This is a genomic window from Pseudomonas sp. CBS (assembly GCF_024734645.1).
In the GTDB taxonomy this organism is placed as follows: Bacteria; Pseudomonadota; Gammaproteobacteria; order Pseudomonadales; family Pseudomonadaceae; genus Aquipseudomonas.
Genome location: NZ_CP102929.1, coordinates 902741 through 921860, shown reverse-complemented (window position 1 = coordinate 921860; position 19120 = coordinate 902741). Strand labels below are relative to the sequence as shown.

The 19120-nt window shown below is 62.1% G+C and carries 13 protein-coding genes; 4 read left to right on the top strand and 9 right to left on the bottom strand.

The features are described from left to right. The first annotated feature begins 21 nt into the window (after window positions 1-21). Together NVB75_RS03950 and NVB75_RS03945 are read left to right on the top strand one after the other, a co-directional pair. Entirely contained in the window at window positions 22-1209 is a 1188-nt protein-coding gene (locus NVB75_RS03950; RefSeq protein ID WP_258346094.1) for an efflux RND transporter periplasmic adaptor subunit, read from the top strand. Window positions 1210-1218: 9 nt separating this feature from the next. Continuing rightward, entirely contained in the window at window positions 1219-4266 is a 3048-nt protein-coding gene (locus tag NVB75_RS03945; protein ID WP_258346093.1) for an efflux RND transporter permease subunit, read from the top strand. A gap of 108 nt (window positions 4267-4374) precedes the next feature. Here the strand turns inward: NVB75_RS03945 and treS are convergent, their stop codons facing one another. Together treS and NVB75_RS03935 are read right to left on the bottom strand one after the other, a co-directional pair. Further along, window positions 4375-6426, bottom strand: coding sequence for a maltose alpha-D-glucosyltransferase (gene treS / locus NVB75_RS03940; protein ID WP_258346091.1), 2052 nt, complete (start codon window positions 6424-6426; stop codon window positions 4375-4377). A gap of 121 nt (window positions 6427-6547) precedes the next feature. Then, window positions 6548-7330, bottom strand: a complete 783-nt coding sequence (locus NVB75_RS03935) for an SDR family NAD(P)-dependent oxidoreductase (protein WP_258346090.1) — start codon at window positions 7328-7330, stop codon at window positions 6548-6550. 139 nt (window positions 7331-7469) lie between these two features. On the opposite strand from NVB75_RS03935, the gene NVB75_RS03930 reads away from it, so the two are divergent. After that, complete coding sequence (locus tag NVB75_RS03930) at window positions 7470-8618, top strand: aldose epimerase family protein (RefSeq protein WP_258346088.1); 1149 nt, start codon at window positions 7470-7472, stop codon at window positions 8616-8618. A gap of 55 nt (window positions 8619-8673) precedes the next feature. On the opposite strand, the gene araH is transcribed toward NVB75_RS03930, so the two are convergent. The 7 genes from araH to NVB75_RS03895 form a co-directional block, all read right to left on the bottom strand. Beyond that, on the bottom strand, window positions 8674-9642 hold the full coding sequence (gene araH, locus NVB75_RS03925) for an L-arabinose ABC transporter permease AraH (protein WP_258346086.1): 969 nt from the start codon (window positions 9640-9642) through the stop codon (window positions 8674-8676). A gap of 10 nt (window positions 9643-9652) precedes the next feature. Then, window positions 9653-11194, bottom strand: coding sequence for an L-arabinose ABC transporter ATP-binding protein AraG (gene araG, locus NVB75_RS03920; protein WP_258346084.1), 1542 nt, complete (start codon window positions 11192-11194; stop codon window positions 9653-9655). Between the two features lie 64 nt (window positions 11195-11258). Then, window positions 11259-12263 carry a substrate-binding domain-containing protein gene (locus NVB75_RS03915; protein ID WP_076013465.1) on the bottom strand — a complete coding sequence of 335 codons (1005 nt, stop codon included), beginning with the start codon at window positions 12261-12263 and terminating at the stop codon, window positions 11259-11261. Window positions 12264-12319: 56 nt separating this feature from the next. Beyond that, window positions 12320-13195: an SMP-30/gluconolactonase/LRE family protein gene (locus NVB75_RS03910; protein WP_258346082.1), complete on the bottom strand. Its 876-nt coding sequence runs from the start codon at window positions 13193-13195 to the stop codon at window positions 12320-12322. A 38-nt stretch (window positions 13196-13233) separates the two neighbouring features. After that, entirely contained in the window at window positions 13234-14814 is a 1581-nt protein-coding gene (locus NVB75_RS03905; RefSeq protein WP_258346080.1) for an aldehyde dehydrogenase (NADP(+)), read from the bottom strand. Window positions 14815-14825: 11 nt separating this feature from the next. Further along, window positions 14826-15818, bottom strand: coding sequence for an AraD1 family protein (gene araD1, locus NVB75_RS03900; protein WP_258346078.1), 993 nt, complete (start codon window positions 15816-15818; stop codon window positions 14826-14828). A gap of 21 nt (window positions 15819-15839) precedes the next feature. Further along, window positions 15840-17162, bottom strand: a complete 1323-nt coding sequence (locus tag NVB75_RS03895; RefSeq protein WP_258346077.1) for an MFS transporter — start codon at window positions 17160-17162, stop codon at window positions 15840-15842. Between the two features lie 192 nt (window positions 17163-17354). Between NVB75_RS03895 and NVB75_RS03890 the strand changes: the two genes are divergently transcribed. After that, window positions 17355-19091, top strand: coding sequence for an IlvD/Edd family dehydratase (locus NVB75_RS03890; RefSeq protein ID WP_017480274.1), 1737 nt, complete (start codon window positions 17355-17357; stop codon window positions 19089-19091). The last annotated feature ends 29 nt before the right edge of the window (window positions 19092-19120 follow it).

Genomic DNA, 19120 nt, shown 5'->3' with positions numbered 1-19120 from the left:
CTTGAAACAGCGAGAACACCCATGGCTGATGTCATTACCGCTTCTCCCCTGCCACCCGAGCCCGGCGCACCGCGCAAGCGTCGACTGTGGCGGCCGATGCTCATCATGATCGTGGTGGTGCTGGTGATTGTGGCGATCATTGCCGGGGTGAAGTTCGTGCAGATTTCGGCGTTGATCGCCCAGTCAAAAGCGCCTTTGCCCGCCTCCGTGGTCACGGCCATGAAGGTGCCGTTCAGTGACTGGCAACCGAATGTCACCGCCGTGGGCTCAATGAAAGCGGTCCGAGGGGTGGATGTGACCACTGAAGTGGGCGGCATCGTGCGCACCATCGGCTTCACCCCGGGGCAAGAGGTGGCGGCCCAGGCGCTGCTCGTACAGCTGAATGCCGACTCGGACATCGCGCAACTGCACTCCCTTGAAGCCACGGCCGACCTGGCCGTGATCGTGCTCAAGCGTGACAAGGCGCAACTGGCGGTTAACGCCATCTCCCAGGCACAAGTCGACACAGACACTGCGGACCTGAAAGCCAAACTCGCCGCCGCCGAACAACAGCGCGCGCTGGTGGCGAAAAAGACCATTCGTGCACCCTTTGCCGGGCGCATCGGGATCACCAGCGTCAATCCCGGCCAATACCTCAACCCTGGCGACAAGATCGCCACGCTGCAAACCTTCGATCCGATCTACATCGATTTCACGGTACCCCAGACTCAAATGGAGGCCATCGCCATCGGCCAAGGGGTTTCCGTGACGGCCGACGGCCTGTCGAATCAAACCTTCACCGGCAAGATCAGCACCATCGACACCCAGTTCGACTCCACCACACGTAACGTCACGGTGGAAGCCACCGTCGACAACCCCAAGAAAAACCTGGTGCCCGGGATGTTTGCCCGTGCCGTTGTCACCTCCGGTGCCACACAGCGCTACCTCACCGTGCCGCAGACGTCGGTCACCTACAACCCTTACGGCACCACGGTGTTCATCGCCACATCGAGCAAGAACGACAAGGGTGAGGAAACCCTCACGGCGCAACAGACCTTCATCAAGACCGGGCCAACCCGGGGCGATCAGGTGGCGATCCTGTCGGGCGTGAAGGAAGGCGATCTGCTGATCACCAGCGGCCAGATGAAGCTCAAGAATGGCTCGCCGGTGAAGGTCGACAACAGCGCCGCGCCGCTGAACGATCCTGCGCCGACTCCCCAAGAACACTAAAGGTGTCCCATGAAGCTTACCGATACCTTTATTCAGCGGCCGGTCTGGGCGATTGTGGTTTCGCTGTTCATCCTGATCCTGGGGCTGCGCTCGATCTTCGAATTGCCGGTGAACCAATGGCCACGCACCGAAAATACGGTGGTCACCATCACCACCGCTTACTACGGCGCGGACGCGTCCACGGTGGCCGGCTTTATCACCCAGCCGCTTGAATCAGCCATCGCCCAGGCCCAGGGCATCGACTATTTGTCGTCAACCAGCATCACCGGCGTCTCGACGATTACCGCCACGTTGCGGCTGAACTATGAGGCCAGCAAGGCACTGACCGAGATCAATACCCAGGTCAACTCGGTCAAGAACCAACTGCCGGCGCAGTCCCAGGAGCCGGTGCTGACAGTGGCGGTCGGGCAAACCACAGACGCCATGTACCTGGGTTTCTACAGCGACACCCTGCCCACCAATAACATCACCGATTACCTGGTGCGGGTGGTCAAGCCCAAGCTGGATTCGATCCAGGGCGTGCAAACCGCCGAAATCCTCGGCGGGCGCCAGTTCGCCCTGCGCGCCTGGATGGACCCGACCAAACTGGCGGCGCATAACGTGACAGCCCAGGACGTGTCCACCGCCCTGGCCAACAACAACTACCTCTCTGCGGTCGGCTCCACCCGCGGGCAAACGGTGACGGTCGACCTGACAGCCGGGACCGACTTGCACACGGTGGATGAATTCAAGCGGCTGGTGGTCAAGCAGAAAGGCGATGCCCTGGTGTACCTGGAGGACGTGGCCACCGTCACCCTCGGCGCCGAAAGCTATGACAGCAGCGTGGCGTTTTCCGGCAAGCGTTCGGTGTTCATCGGTATCAAGACGGCACCCAATGCCAACATCCTGACGGTCGCCGGCAGCGTGCGCGAGGCCTTCCCCGAGCTGCAATCGCAGTTGCCCACCGGGGTGCGCGGCGAAATCGTGTATGACTCGACGGAGTTCATCAATACCTCGATTTATGAGGTGGTAAAGACCCTTGTCGAGGCGATGATCATTGTGTCGGTGGTGATCTACCTGTTCCTCGGCTCATTCCGCGCGGTAATCGTGCCGTTGGTGGCGATCCCGCTGTCGCTGGTGGGGACCTTCTTTATCATGTACCTGCTGGGGTACTCGATTAACCTGCTGACCCTGCTTGCACTGGTATTGGCCATCGGCCTGGTGGTGGACGACGCGATTATCGTGGTGGAAAACGTCGACCGGCACATCAAGGAAGAAGGCAAAGGGGTGCTGGAGGCTTCGCTGGTTGCCGCGCGGGAACTGGGTGGGCCGATCCTCGCGATGACGGTGGTGTTGATTGCCGCGTACGTGCCCATCGGGCTGCGCAGCGGCCTTACCGGCGCACTGTTCAAGGAGTTCTGTTTCTCGCTGGCGGGTGCCGTGACCGTGTCGGCCGTGGTGGCGTTGACGCTTTCGCCGATGATGACTTCCCGGCTGTTCAAGTCCGGGCAGGAAGAAGGTCGTTTCGCCCGCAAGCTTGATCAGTACTTTGACGGGTTGCGCGGCCGTTACCACCGCGTGCTCTCAGGCGGCCTGAACGTATGGCCGGTGCTGGTGACGTTCGGATTTGTGCTGTTCCTGCTGGTGGCCGCCAGTGGCATGACCGCTAAAAGCGAACTGTCGCCCACCGAGGACCAGGGGCTGGTGTTCATGCAGATCAAAGGCCCGCCGACCGCCTCGCCGCAGCAGATGGAACGGATTGCCGACCAGGCCTTCCAGATCGCCAACAAAGAGCCTGAATACGCGCAGATGTTCCAGCTGACCGGGCTGCCGATCCTCAACCAGGGCCTGGGCGGTGTGCTGCTCAAAAACTGGGGCGACCGCACACGCTCCCAGGCCCAACTGATCCTGGACCTGCAGCAAAAATGGAACCAGGTGCCAGGTGCGACCATCGCGGCCTTCCCATTGCCGTCACTGCCGGGTGCGCAGGGCTTGCCGGTGCAGTTTGTGATCACCACCACCGACTCGGTGGAAAACCTCAATGAAGTCGCCCAGGCCGTGGTGGCCGAGGCGCAGAAACAACAGCTGTTCTATTTCTCCGACATGGACCTGAAACTCGACAAGCCACAAGCCAAGCTGGTGGTGGACCGGGAAAAAATTGCCGCACTGGGCATGACCCAGGCCGACGTCGGTGCGGCGTTGTCCGCCGCTCTGGGCGGCAACTACGTGAACTACTTCTCCACCGCCGGGCGCTCGTACAAAGTCATTCCCCAGGTGTTGCAGGTTGACCGGCTCAACCCGGACCAGATTCTTGATTACTACATTCGCACGCCATCCGGCAGCATGATCCAGGCGCGCACGGTGGCGCATATCGAAACCACGACCCAGCCGGAGTCGATCAACCACTTCCAACAGCTCAACTCGGCGACCCTGTCGGGAGTGAGTGGCGTGGCCCAGGGCGAACTGCTGGCGAAACTGAACACCATCCTGACCAACATTGCGCCGTCGGGCTACACCTCGGACTTCTCCGGTGAATCCCGCCAGTTCATGCAGGAGTCCGGCGGGTTCTTCGGCTTGTTGATGTTCTCGATCCTGATCGTCTACCTGGCCCTGGCGTTCCAGTTCGAGAGCTTCCGCGACCCGATAGTGATCTTGTTCTCGGTGCCCCCTGCTCTATTCGGCGCGCTGGCGTTTATCACCATGGGGTTTGCCTCGATCAACGTGTACACCCAGGTGGGGCTGGTGACGTTGCTGGGGTTGATCACCAAACACGGGATTCTGATCGTGCAGTTTGCCAACGAGTTGCAGCGTGCCGGTCACAGCAAGCGTGAGGCGATAGAAGAAGCGGCTGGCGTGCGTCTGCGCCCGATCCTGATGACCACTGCCGCGATGGTGCTGGGCGTGGTGCCGCTGGTGTGGGCTTCCGGCGCCGGGGCGGCGGGACGGCATGACATGGGGTTGGTGATCTTTGCCGGGTTGTCGATCGGCACCGTGCTGACGCTGTTCATGGTGCCGGCGATGTATATGTTTATAGGTTCCACGCACCATCAGGAGGCGAAGCAACCAGTCCCCGTGTAGGAGCGAGCTTGCTCGCGAAGGACGTTAACGATGACGCGGGCATTCAGAATGAACGCGGCGCCCTCAGGTTCTTCGCGAGCAAGCTCGCTCCTACAGTGGATCAGTGGATCAGATCACTACCCGCAGCGCCAACCCTTCATACGCATCCAGGGTGATGGAGAAATCACCCTCGGGCGTCAGGTCGCCTTCCACCCGCTCATTGATGATGTCCACCACCGGGCCCGGCGCGATATTGGGCAGGTGCAGGGTTTCCGTAATCGGTGTGGAGCCGAAGTTCAGCGCGGTGATCTGGGTACCTTTGCCCGCTGGCAGTTCGTGCACCATGATCAGAAGCCCCGGGTGCTGCACGTCCGGCACCAGGATCTGGCGGCTGGCGGCGATGTCGTAGGCACGCCGCACGGCGAGGATTCTTTGCAACTGGGAGGCAAACGAATCCGGGTCGGCCAATTGGCTGATCAGGCTGCCATACAAGGTTTTCGGACGCGGCATCTGCCCGGCGGATTGCTCCGCCTCCGGATTCAGGTCCACCAGGTCATAGGCACCGCGATGGATCCAGCGTGTGTCGCCATCGAGCATCAAGTGGGCGACCTCCTCCGCGGGTAACGGCAGTGCACCCACCAGGTCCCAGCCCGACAGCGCAAACACCCCCGGTTGCATGGCGTTGTACATCACCAGCAGCAGGTGAATCTGGCGGATCTGTTGGATATCCGCCGGGGTAATCGCTTCAAGGTCGCGAATGCCCAATGCCGCCGTAATGATGCTGGCGGTGGTGCAGGACACCCCGTTGGTCACGAACTTCAGGTTATAGGGGGCGTGTTCGCCGGCCAGGCGTTCGTACATCTGCTCGCGGATGTGCTCGCGCAGGATGCCGCCGGGAAAGGTCTGGCCCTGATACAGGTAGCTGTCATGGGCGTGCAGGGTCCAGAAGTGCACCAGTTCCAGGGTCAGTTCGTCATGGTTCTGCAAGGCATGGATCAGCGAGCCGGGGTCGATGCCCAGGGTGTGCATCTCCCGCAGCATCAGGCGCAGGAACTCGGTATCGCCCATCAATAACGCGTGCTGGTACGCCGGCCGGGTGATGAAGTCGTAGGACAGGTCGGCGCCGCCGTGGGACATGGCGGCGATGTCGTCCACCGTCAGGTTCAGTTCCTGGAAGCTGAAACCGCCTGCCTTGCGAATCGCCCCGCCGAGGATCTGGTTGCCGGTGATGGACAGCGGATGGCTTTCAGACCAGGCGTTGCCTTCGAGTTTGCGCTCCACGCCGAGGAAGCCGTTGGCGTCCAGGCGCAGGATCTTCGCGCCCATCACGTCGATGGCATGCAGGGCATCGCCGATGATCATCTGCTGCGCGGCGAAGGTCGGGTCCAGCCAGTTCAGCGACGGTTGGCCTTCCTTGAAGTAGTGCAGGTAGACCCAGCGCCGGGGTTTGCCATCCACGCCGATCACCACATCGGTCGCGCTCCAGTCGGTTTCCTTGACGCCGGGCTCGAAGAAGATCACCCGTTGCAACTGGCCGACGATGTAGTGTTTGTCCCTGAGCACGTCGACCTGCAGCGGGCTGAGGTTCTGGGCGTCTCGGCCCTCGGGAACCTCGGGGAGCAATGGCCAGTCTTCCTCGCGGATTTCCACCATGTGGTAGAGCCCGGGGTAGTCTTCGTAGGCCATCTCGGCCAGGCGGAAGTCCGCGCCCTTGCCGGTGTGGGACGGGATCACGTCGTCGATGATCACCGCGTTGTGCGCGGCGGCCATGCGGGCCAGGGATTGCAGTTGGGCCTCGGTGCCCAGTTGCGGGTCGATGTCGAAGCTGATGCGGTCAAAATTGCCGTCAATCGTGGGGGTGTGCTCGGTGCCGGAAAGTCCACCCGAGCGCTTCAATGGGCCGTTGTGAATGCCCTGGATGCCGATTTTTGACAGCGCGTGCCATAACGTCTCATCGCCCAGGGCTTCGAGTACGCTGCCGTTTTCACGGGTGATGATGGACGCCGGGTATGCGGTGAACCACACCGACGACAGGGCTGAAGCATCACGGGGCCGGGTATGGGCATACGGCTGTTGCCACAATCTGCCTTGCCCCGAGTAGAGTTTGGCGCGCTGCTTTGCGGCCTGCAGCATCGATTGTTCTACCAGCCAGGCCACATGTTTCTTATCGGCGTCCGTCATAAATCAATCACCTGCACCCATGAAGTAGTCGGTTGCGGTGGCTGCATGTGAACCACCGTTCGTTACTGTATGAGGCCCCGGGCGACGATTCGTTGCATCCGAGATGGCTGCCCTTCCCGGTCTAGACCCAGCCACCGTCCACAATGAAGTTCTGGGCGGTGCACATCGCCGACACATCAGACGCCAGGAACAGCGCCATATTGGCGATATGTTCCGGCTGCACACTGCCCGGCAGGCACTGGCTGCGGGCGATCAGTTCCCGGGCCGCATCATCCACCCACATCGCCAGTTGTTTTTCGGTCATCACCCAGCCTGGCACCAGTGTATTGACCCTGATCCGGCTCGGGCCCAGCTCCCGCGCCAGGGCTCGGGTCATGCCGTGGGCAGCGGCTTTGCTGGCGGCGTAGACCGGGTAGCCGCTGGAAGCCATCATCCAGCCAATGGAGCCCAGGTTGATGATCGACCCACCGCCGGCGGCCTTCATCATCGGCACCACGGCTCGGGCCGCAAAAAATGCGTGCTTCAGGTTGACCGAAATCAGTTGGTCGAACCGTTCTGAATCGATTTCATCCAGGGTGTGCCGAACGTCGTTGGCGGCATTGTTCACCAGCACGTCGATCGGCCCCAGGCTTTGCGCCAGGCACGCTATCGCGGCCTTGTAAGCGATCTCGTCAGTGATATCGCAATGGGCGAATTCAACGGCGTGCCCTTCGGCCGACAGGATGGCCGCCAAGCGGTCGCCCTGCCCTTGCGCCCGGTCCACGAACGCAACCTTGGCACCCTGGCGTGCGAAGGCGCGCACCATGGATTCGCCAATCCCGGAAGCGCCGCCGGAAATCAGCACGGTTTTATCTCGCAGGTCCGGGTACATCGCCTGTGCGCCAGCCTGTTGTTCAGTGTTCATGTGACGGTCACTCCGCTGTATTTAGTCTTATTTTATATTGCAAATTTTGCGATTTTGTCTATATATCAGCACTGCATCTGATCGAAATACAATAAATAGTCGAACTATTTAATCAACAACAATAAAAGGTAGCTCAGTCATGCGGCAATCCCGATTCCTGCTTACCGGCCTCGGCCTTTCGTTGGCAATAGCCAGCGTCGGCGCTCAGGCGGCTGGCCTGTCCAGCGAACACAAACCCTTCGGCAAAACCAATGACGGCACCGCCGTCGAGCAGTACGTGTTGCGCAACAGCCATGGCGTACAAGCCACGGTGATCACCTACGGCGCTGTGTTGCAGTCGCTTAAGGTACCGGACAAACACGGCCAGTTCGCCGACGTGGTGCTGGGCTTCGACAACGTCCAGGGCTATCAGGCCGGCACCGCGTTCTTTGGTGCGACCATCGGGCGTTTTGGCAATCGCCTGGCCAAGGGCGCTTTCGAGCTGGACGGCAAACGCTATCAAGTGCCCCTCAACGACGGGCCGAACTCCCTGCATGGCGGTGCGCAGGGCTTCGACAAGCAGGTGTGGAAAGCCCAGCCAGTCAAGCAAAAGGACTCGGTGGGCGTCACCCTGAGCTACCTGTCGAAGGACGGCGAGATGGGCTTTCCCGGCAACCTGAAAGTCGATGTCACTTATAGCCTCAACGACAAAAACGAGCTGCACATCGACTACAAGGCCACCACCGACAAACCCACCGTGCTGAACCTCACCAACCACAGTTACTTCAACCTCGCTGGCGCCGGTAACGGTGACGTGCTCAAACAGCTGGCCACCTTGCACGCCAGCCATTACACCCCGGTCAACAGCACCTTGATTCCCACCGGCGAACTGGCCCCGGTGGCCGGTACACCGATGGACTTCCTCAAGCCCACCGCCATCGGCCAGCACATCAAGGATGATCATCCCCAGCTGAAATTCGCCGAACCGAAACAAGGCGGCTTTGACTTCAACTGGGTGCTGGATACCCAGGGTGATGTCAGCAAAGTGGCTGCCGAGGTTCACGACCCGCAGTCCGGGCGGCGCTTGCAGCTCTATACCAGTGAGCCCGGCGTACAGTTCTATACCAGCAACTTCCTCGACGGCTCGATCAAGGGCAAGGGCGGCAAACCTTATGCCCACTGGAGCGCGTTCACCCTGGAAACCCAGCATTATCCCGACGGCCCCAACCAGCCGAACTTCCCGTCAACCCGCCTCGATCCCGGCCAGACCTACACCCAAAACACCGTGCTGAAATTCTCCGCCGATTGAACCCGCTTGATCGTTCCCACGCGCTGCGTGGGAGCGATCAGCGTTTGCGCAAGGATCAGCGTTGTTTCATGCGGTCGATCACCACCGCCAGCAGCAGGATCGAGCCGCGGATCACATACTGGTAGAAGGTGTCGATGTTCTTCAGGTTCATCGCGTTCTCGATGATCGCCAGAATCAGCACCCCGGCAATCACGTGGCGAATCATGCCGACCCCGCCGCTCAACGACACCCCGCCCAGCACGCAGGCAGAAATCACCGTCAACTCGAAACCCTGGCCAATCATCGGCTGCCCGGAGGTCATGCGCGAAGCAAGGATCACCCCGGCCAAGGCGCCGATCACTCCGTGCACGGCAAAGATGATGATCTTGGTGCGATCAACGTTCACCCCCGCCAGCAACGCGGCTTCCGGGTTGCCGCCGATGGCCATGGTGTTGCGCCCGTAGGTGGTGTAGTTGAGCAGCCAGCCGAAAAACAGGAAGCACACGATGGTGATCAGGATCGGCACCGGCACCCCGAACAACTGGCCGTTGCCGAAGACGAAGAACCCGTCCTGGGAGACGCCCACCGCCTTGCCATTGGCAAAGATATAGGCCAGGCCGCGCACGATCTGCATGGTCGCCAGCGTGGTGATCAGTGCATTCACCCGCAGTTTGGCGATCACAATCCCGTTGATCAACCCCACCACCAGGCCCATCAGCAGTGCGGCACCGATGCCGAGCAAAACGCTGTCGGTGTCGCGCATCACAATCGCCGCCACGACCCCGGCGCAGGCAATCACCGAGCCCACCGACAGGTCGAAATGCCCAGACGCCAGGCAATACAGCATGGTGCACGCGGCAATCCCGGTGGTGGAGATCGCCAGCCCCAGGCCGCGCATATTGAGTGGCGACAGGAAGTTGTCGATCAGCAAGGTGCAGAGTACGAAGATCCCCACCGCCGCCATCAGCATCGCCCAGTTGTCGAGCAGGCTGCGCAGGTCCAGCGGTTTGCGCGCCGTGGGCACAGCAGTGTTTTGGCTTGTCATAGTCACCTCGTCAGTTCCCCTGGCTCGCGGCGCGTTGGCGCGGCAGGGCCATTTGCAGCAGGTTGGATTCATTGGCGTGTTCGCGGCTCATCTCGCCGCGCATCGCGCCTTCACACAGCACCAGGATGCGATCGGAAATGCCCATCACCTCCATCAGGTCGCTGGACACCACAATCACCGCAATGCCGCGAGCCGCCAGGTCATGGATGATCTGGTAAATCTCGGCCTTGGCGCCGATATCAATGCCCCGGGTGGGCTCGTCCAGCAGCAGGACTTTCATTGGCATCGACAGCCACCGCCCGAGAATCGCCTTTTGCTGATTGCCGCCGGACAGGTACATGATCTTCTGCGCTGCCGTGGGCGTCTTGACCTTCAGCGCCTTGATCTGCGTGGCAGCGTTGTCTTTCTCCCATCCACTGCGCAACAACCAGCCAAAGCGCGAATGGGCACTGCGCGCGCTGATATTGATGTTCTCGGCGACGCTGGACAGCGGCACGATGCCCTCCTTCTTGCGGTCCTCGGGGCACAGCAAAATACCGGCGTCGATGGCGTCACGGGGTGACCGCAGGCGCAGCGCATCGCCGCACAAATCGAGGCTGCCAGCACTGCTGCGTTCAAGGCCTCCCAGCAGCCGCAGCAACTCGGTACGCCCGGCGCCCACCAAACCGAACAGGCCGAGAATCTCGCCCTGATGGGCTTCGAAACTCACCGGTTCGCGCAAGCCGGGGCCCAGCAAGCCATTGACCTTGAGCGCCACCGCGCCCCGCTCGCGGGGCCGGTAGTCGTAGATGTCCTGAATGTCGCGACCGACCATGCAGGTCACCAGTTGATCGTGGGTCAAGCTGCTCATGTCCTCGAACGTGCGCACGTAGCGGCCGTCCTTGAACACCGTCACCGCGTTGCAGATGCGGAACACCTCCTCCATGCGATGGGACACGTACAGCACCACTTTGCCCTCGTCCCGCAGGCGAGCGATGATTGCCATCAGGCGATCGATCTCCCGTGCTGACAGGCTGCTGGTGGGTTCGTCGAACGCAATCACATGGGCGCCACGGGACAACGCCTTGGCGATTTCCACCAACTGGCGCTGGCCCAGGGACAGGCGGCCGACTTTCTCCTGGGGGTCGATTTCATCCGCCAGGCCCTTGAGGCACGCCAATGCCTGCTGGCGCAATGCGCTGCGATTGATCAAACCAAAGCTGGCCGGCAGGTGCCCGAGGAACAGGTTTTCGGCGACGCTCATTTCCGGCACCAGGTGCAGCTCCTGGTGGATCACCGCGACACCGCTGGCGATGCTGTCCGCCGCGCATTTGAAGGCCATGGTGTGCGCGCCGATCTGCACGCTGCCGCTGCTTGGCACATAGGCGCCACCGAGGATTTTCAGCAGCGTGGATTTACCCGCGCCGTTCTCGCCCATCAAGGCGTGAACCTGCCCCGGGTGGGCGCTGAAGCTGATGCCATCCAGCGCCTTGACCCCGGGGAACGTCTTGCCGATATCGTTGAAGCACAGGCTGGCACCGGTGCTGGGGGGGTGTTTCTGTTGCGCGTGCATAACCACCTCGTCACACAGGTCAGGCGGCCCTGTCAGCAGGGCCGCCGGGAAACGTCAGCGGTCTTCAGTTCCACAGACCGATCTTTTCCAGCTCCTGCTTGAAGTTCTCGCGGGTGATCAGCGTCACCTCATCCATCGCGGTGTACTTCGGTGGTTCCTTGCCGGTGGTGACCCACTCGAACATCATGCTTGCGGTGTTGTAACCCTCGATGTGCGGGCTGGGCAGCATGGAGCCGAAGAAGCCGCTGTTGGCTTTCTTCAGTTCGCCGATGGCGTCGGTGCCGTTGATGCCGATACCGATGACATTGGCAGCGGCAAAGCCGGCGCTTTCGGTGGCGCGCACGCCGCCGAGCACGGTGTTGTCGTTCATGCCGCCGATGATCAGGTTTTTCGCGCCGCTGGGCAGTTTCACCAGTGCCGAGTTGGTGGCGTCCATGCTGCCGGGTACGTCGAGGGTCTTGAGGGCAGCGAACAGAATGTGGTCGTCCGGAATACCCGCAGCCTTCAGGGATTTGACCGAGCCGTCGGTGCGTTTTTTGCCGGTGTCGAGTTCGTTGTAGGTGTTGATCACCGCGTAGGTGTCTTTCCAGTCCCAACCGCGCTTTTTCGCTTCAGTGGCCATGGCGCTGCCCTGCTTCTCGCCCACTTCGAAGGCGGCCATGCCCAGGTAAGGCACGTCCTCCATGAAGTTGCCCTTGGCATCCACGAAGCGGTCATCCACGGCGATCACTTTCAAGCCATTGGCTTTGGCCTTGGCCATGATGGCCGGGCCGAGGGACACGTCCGGCGGGCAAATCACAAAGCCCTTGGCGCCGTTGGCCGCGAGGCTGTCGATGGCCGAAAGGGTTTTCTCGCCGTCGGGCACGGCGATCTTGATCACTTCAAAGCCCTTGTCCTTGCCGGCTTTTTCGGCGAAGGCCCATTCGGTCTGGAACCAGGGCTCTTCGGCCTGCTTGACCAGAAAGCCGATTTTCACCGGCTCGGCCGCCAGTAACAGGCTGCTCAGGCTGACGGCCGACACTGCCACAGCGGCGCAGCACAGGGAACGGATACCACGACGACGATTCATAGGGTGACTCCTTGTTGTTGTATTTGAATGCGTTAAACAGCGGTAAAGCCTGTTGGTTATCCTGCAAAGCGGTGACAGGTTTTCCCCGGGACATCGACCTCGATCGCCAGGACCGCGCCGTCCAGCGGGTGATTCAGCGGGCTGGCGGCACTGGTGATGTACAAGGTCTTGAGGTCTGGGCCTGCGAACACGCAACTGGTGGGACGGCTGACCGGCAATTCGATCACCCGGTCGACTTCACCGTCCGGCGTCAGCCGCAGCAGGCAGCTGCCGTCCCAGCGGGCGTTCCAGATATAGCCTTCGGCGTCCATGGCCGATCCGTCCGGGCCACCCCGGGAGTGAGGCCCGAACCAGACCTGCGCGGGTGCGAGCTGGCCCTGTTCATTAATCGGATATTGATAGAGCGTGCCGTCCAGGCTGTCGCCGAAATGCACATGGGTGGCGGCGTCGTTCCAGAGCAAGGTGTTGGGAATGCCCAAGCCTTGCAGCAACGGCGTGACCTGCCCGTCGGCATCGACCCGGAACAGGCCGCCGGAACGCCGCAGCACCGGCAAGTCTTCACCGTGCTCGCCGATGTTGTTCTGCATGGTGCCCAGCCACAGCCGGCCCTGGGCATCGCAACGGGCTTCGTTGGCACGGTTGCCCGGTTGCGGGTCGGCGACGCAGAGCAAGGTCAGGCGTGGATCCCTCGGCGCCGAATCGAGGTCGAGGCGATACACGCCACTGCTCAGGGTCACCAGCGCATCACCGCTGGCGCACGGGATAAAGGCCGAGACGGGCTCAGGCAGTTGCCAGGTGTGCAGTTGCCCGTCTTTCAGGCGTAACGCCTGCTGGCCGATGATATCCACCCAATACAGCGCCTGGCCCTGCTCGTCCCAGAACGGGCCTTCGCCGAGCCGAGCGCGGTGCGGTGTGACGGCATTCCACGACATGAAACCTCCTGCTTTCTTGTTGTTTTCAGGTGGTACGGTTACAGCGCGTCGCGCGACGGCTGCCCATCTACCAGACGCTGAATGCGCAACGGGTTGGCATTCTTCAGCGCGTCGGGGAGCAGGCTATCAGGGTAGTTCTGAAAGCACACCGGTCGCAGGAAACGCTCGATTGCCAGGGTGCCCACCGAGGTGCCACGGGCATCGGAAGTCGCCGGATAAGGCCCGCCGTGGACCATCGCGTCACACACCTCGACGCCGGTGGGATAACCGTTGAGCAGGATGCGGCCGACCTTTTGTTCCAGCAGCGGCGTCAACTCACCAAACTGGATGAAATCCGCCGACTCGCCAATGATCGTCGCCGTCAGTTGGCCATGCAGGCCGTGCAACGCGGCACTCAATTGCGCCTGATCGGCGACTTCCACGAACACGGTGGTGGGGCCGAACACTTCTTCCTGCAGCACTTCATCGCCGTTGATCAGCAGGCTGGCATCCGCTTTGAACAGCTGTGGCTGCGCCTGATTGCCGGCCTGCGCCTGGCCCGCCAAGTGCTCGATTCCGGGATGGGCCAGCAGCGTGTGCAGGCCTTTGCCGTAGCTGTTCAAGGTGCCGGCATTGAGCATGGTTTGCGCGGGCTGGTCGCCGATCAGTTGGGCGACCTGTTGGGTGAAGCCTGTGAACGCTGGCGAGGCAATCCCGATCACCAGGCCCGGGTTCGTGCAGAACTGGCCGCACCCTTGCACCACCGAGGCGACCAGGTCGCGGGCGATGCTGTCTGCCCGGGTTTGCAGGGCTTGGGGCAAGACGATCACCGGGTTGATGCTGGACATCTCGGCGAACACCGGAATCGGTTGCGGACGTGCCGCTGCCATATCACACAGGGCCCGGCCGCCCTTGAGCGAACCGGTGAAACCCACGGCGCGGATCGCCGGGTGCTTGACCAGTGCTTCACCCACCCCGCCGCCGAAGATCATGTTGAACACGCCGTCGGGCATGCCGGTGCTCTGCGCCGCGCGCATGATCGCATCGGCGACCCGCTCGGCAGTGGCCATGTGGCCGCTGTGGGCCTTGAACACCACCGGGCAGCCGGCCGCCAGCGCGGCGGCGGTGTCGCCACCGGCAGTGGAAAAGGCCAAGGGAAAATTACTCGCCCCAAACACCGCGACCGGCCCGAGACCGATGCGGTACTGGCGCAAATCCGGGCGTGGCAAAGGCTGGCGATCCGGCAGCGCAAGATCGATCCGCGCCCCGTAGAAATCACCGCGCCGCAGCACCTTGGCGAACAGCCGCATCTGGCCGCTGGTACGGCCGCGTTCGCCCTGGATACGCCCGGCGGGCAACGCCGTTTCGCGGCAGACCAAGGCGATAAAGTCATCGCCAAGGACGTCCAGCTCATCGGCTATCGCCTCCAGGAATGACGCACGATGCTGCGCGCTCAGGCTGCGATAAACCGGGTAAGCCGCCGCTGCGGCGTTGGCTGCCGCGTCGACTTCCTGCGCCGTTGCCTGGTAGAAATCATAGGGCAACGCTTCGCCGGTAGTGGCATCGACGCTGTGCAGCGTGACGCTGCCGGTGGCGCTGCGCTGGCCGCCGATATAGTTGTGGCCGTAAATCCGGGTCATGCCTGTCTCCTTCAAAGAGTGCCTATGTCGCCAGGGGCGGCGCCGCCATTGGCCACGGCAATGCCGTTGATCAAGGGCGCGCCGAATTCGGCCTGGCTGATTTCAAACACATCGCCTGGCTGGGTACGAATGCCGTCGGCAAACGACAAGGTTGCGGTGCCGAAAAAGTGGATATGCACGTCACCTGGGCGCAGGAACTGGGTGTATTTGAAATGGTGGTATTCAAGGTTCTCGAGGCTGTGGCACATGTTGGCTTCGCCACTGAGGAATTCGTGCTGCCACAGCACCTCGCCGTTGCGCAGGATGCGGCTGGTGCCCGCCAGGTGCTGGGGCAGTTCACCCAGGCGCAACTCGGGACCATAGCTGCAACTGCGCAGTTTGGAGTGGGCCAGGTACAGGTAATTCTTGCGCTCCATCACGTGGTCGGAAAACTCGTTGCCCACCGCGTAGCCCAGGCGATACGGCTTGCTGTCGTGACCAATCACGTACAGCCCGGCAATTTCCGGCTCTTCGCCGGCGTCTTCGGCAAACGCCGGCCACGGGAACGGCTGGCCCGGGCGCACCACGATGCTGCCGTCGCCTTTGTAGAACCACTCCGGTTGCACGCCGGCCTGGCCAGAAGTCGGTTTGCCGCCCTCCACGCCCCATTTGAAGATGCGCATGCTGTCGGTCATCGCACTTTCGTCACTGGCGTTCTGGTGCATCTTGTCCCGCGCCGCCGCACTGCCCAGGTGGGTCAAGCCGGTACCGCTGACCAGCGTGTGCGCCGGGTCTGGATGATCCAGCGGGGGCAGGATCCTGTGCCCGGCCAGCAGTTCGGCGTAGTCGTGGCTCTCGCCCAGGCCGAGGTGATCTATTTGCTGTTGCAAAGTGACGCCGGCCTCGATGGCGGCAAGTGCCAGGTCACGTACCGTGCGTGCGGCGCGCACCTCGCGTACCTGCCCGCCCTCGACCACGCCCACCCGGCGTTCGCCGCTGCTCAATTCAAACTGCACTAAACCCATGAGTCTTCTCCTGATTGCCAATTAAGTACGGGTGGCGCCACGGGCGCTGGCGGCGAACTGGTCCGGCGGCAGTACGTGCTTGCGCTCCAGCAGCCGATAGACCACACCCGTCAGCACCACCCCGAACAGCATCACGCACGCCAGGAAGTACAAGCCCGACGCGAGGTTGCCGGTGTACTCCTTGAGGGCGCCGATCACGAACGGCCCGATGTAGCCGCCGAGGTTGCCCACCGAGTTGATCAAGGCGATGCCCGCCGCCGCACTCGCGCCGGCAAAGAACCGTCCCGGCAAGGTCCAGAACACCGCCGTGCACGAGAACAGCGCGAACGCCACCAGGCACAGCGCTGCCAGTTGCCACAGCGGCACCGTCAGCCACGCGCTGAAGAACAGGCCGATGGCCCCCAGCACGTAAAGCACCGCGAGGTGGCCGTAGCGATCATTCAGGCGGTCGGAACTGCGGGGCACAATCAGCAGACCGATGATCCCGAAGATGTAGGGCACTGCCGACACGAAGCCGGTGGTCAAGTCGCTGCCGCCGAACTGCTTGATCAGGGTCGGCAGCCACAGGCCCAGGCCATAAATGCTCAAGGTCACCGGCAGGTAGAACAGCGCCAGCAGCAACACGCGTTTGTCTTTCAGGGCATGCAGCGGGTTGCCGTGCCGGGTCTGACCATAGGCTTGCAGGTCTTTGGCCAGCTCGCCGGTGAGCCAGTCCTTCTCGGCCTGGTCCATCCATTTGACCTGTTGCGGGCCGTCCGGCAGATAACGCAGCACCGGCCAGGTCAGCAGGATCGCCGGGGTACCGATGACGATGAACAACCACTGCCAGCCGTGCAGGCCGAGAATCCCGTCCATGCCGAGCAAGCCGCCCGCCACGGGGCCGGTGATCATCATGGCGATGGGCTGGGACAGGATGAACAGCCCGAGGATCTTGCCGCGGTGGCGCACCGGGAACCACTGGGTGATGTAGTAGAGGACACCCGGGAAGAACCCGGCTTCGGCGGCGCCCAGCAGAAAGCGCATCACATAGAAACTGTGGGGGCCCTGGACGAATGCCATGCCGATGGTGATGGCGCCCCAGGTGACCATGATCCGCGCGAACCAGCGCCGCGCGCCGAAACGGTCGAGCATCAGGTTGCTGGGGATTTCCAGAAGGAAGTAACCAATAAAGAACAGCCCAGCCCCCAGGCCATAAGCCGCATCGCCGATGCCGACATCCGCGCCCATGTGCAATTTGGCGAAGCCCACGGCCGAGCGATCCACGTAGGCAATCAGGTACAGCAAGATCAGGAAGGGAATCAGTTTCAGCGTGATGCGACGTATCAGCCGCAGTTCCTGGCTCATGTGAGCAGTCTCCGATTGTTATTTTTATAGAGCATTGCGGGTCGCCTCTCGCGGAAATCCGCCAGGGCCAGGCCTCGTTGAATCGGACTATATAGTATTACTATTTAATCAACAACACTTCCAAAGCGTCGAATTTACGCCTATGTTAGGCCAGGATTAGATCAATATAGTCTTACAATAAGAGAGCCGACCATGTCCGAGAAAAAGCCCGTCCTGCGCTCCGCCAGCTGGTTTGGTACCGCCGATAAAAACGGCTTCATGTACCGCAGCTGGATGAAAAATCAGGGGATTGCCGATCATCAGTTCCATGGCAAACCGATCATCGGGATCTGCAATACCTGGTCGGAACTGACGCCCTGCAACGCGCACTTCCGCCAGATTGCCGAGCATGTGAAACGTGGGGTGATTGAAGCGGGCGGCTTTCCCGTGGAGTTTCCGGTGTTCTCCAACGGCGAATCGAACCTGCGCCCCACCGCCATGCTCACCCGCAACCTGGCCAGCATGGACGTGGAGGAAGCCATTCGCGGCAACCCCATCGACGGCGTGGTGCTGTTGACCGGTTGTGACAAGACCACCCCGGCGCTGCTGATGGGCGCTGCCAGTTGCGACGTGCCGGCGATCGTCGTCACCGGCGGGCCGATGCTCAACGGCAAGCACAAGGGCCAGGACATCGGCTCGGGTACCGTGGTGTGGCAGCTCAGCGAACAGGTCAAGGCGGGTACCATTACCCTGGACGATTTCCTCGCGGCCGAAGGCGGCATGTCCCGCTCGGCAGGCACCTGCAACACCATGGGTACCGCCTCGACCATGGCGTGCATGGCCGAAGCCCTGGGCACTTCCCTGCCCCACAACGCGGCGATTCCGGCAGTGGATGCGCGGCGTTATGTACTGGCGCACATGTCGGGCATGCGTGCGGTAGAGATGGTGCGTGAAGACTTGAAGCTGTCGAAGATCCTGACCAAGGAGGCCTTCGAAAACGCGATCCGCGTCAACGCAGCCATTGGCGGCTCGACCAACGCGGTGATTCACCTGAAAGCCATCGCCGGGCGTATCGGCGTCGAGCTCGACCTGGACGACTGGACCCGCATGGGCCGTGGCATGCCGACCATCGTCGACCTGCAGCCGTCCGGGCGCTTCCTGATGGAAGAGTTCTACTACGCCGGCGGCCTGCCGGCGGTGCTGCGCCGCCTCGGTGAAGCCAACCTGATCCCGCATCCGAACGCCCTGACCGTCAACGGCAAGTCCCTGGGGGAAAACACCCGGGAAGCGCCGATCTACGGCCAGGACGAAGTGATCCGTACCCTCGACAACCCGATCCGCGCCGACGGTGGCATTTGTGTGCTGCGGGGCAACCTCGCGCCACTGGGTGCGGTGCTCAAGCCTTCGGCCGCCAGCCCCGAGCTGATGCAGCATCGCGGGCGCGCCGTGGTGTTCGAGAACTTCGACATGTACAAGGAACGCATCAACGACCCGGAGCTGGACGTGGATGCCAACTCGATCCTGGTGATGAAAAACTGCGGGCCCAAGGGTTATCCGGGCATGGCGGAAGTCGGCAACATGGGCTTGCCCGCCAAACTGCTGGCCCAGGGTGTGACCGACATGGTGCGGATTTCCGATGCACGCATGAGCGGTACGGCCTACGGCACCGTGGTGCTGCACGTGGCACCGGAAGCAGCGGCCGGCGGCCCATTGGCCACGGTCAAGGAAGGCGACTGGATCGAGCTGGATTGCGCCAATGGCCGCCTGCACCTGGATATCCCGGACGCCGAACTGGCGGCGCGCATGGCCGACCTTGCGCCGCCCCAACAGCTGATTGTCGGGGGCTACCGTCAGTTGTACATCGACCACGTACTGCAGGCCGACCAGGGCTGCGATTTTGACTTCCTGGTGGGCTGCCGTGGCGCTGAAGTGCCGCGTCATTCCCACTAATTGGGACGGGAGCAGTGCTATGATGCCGC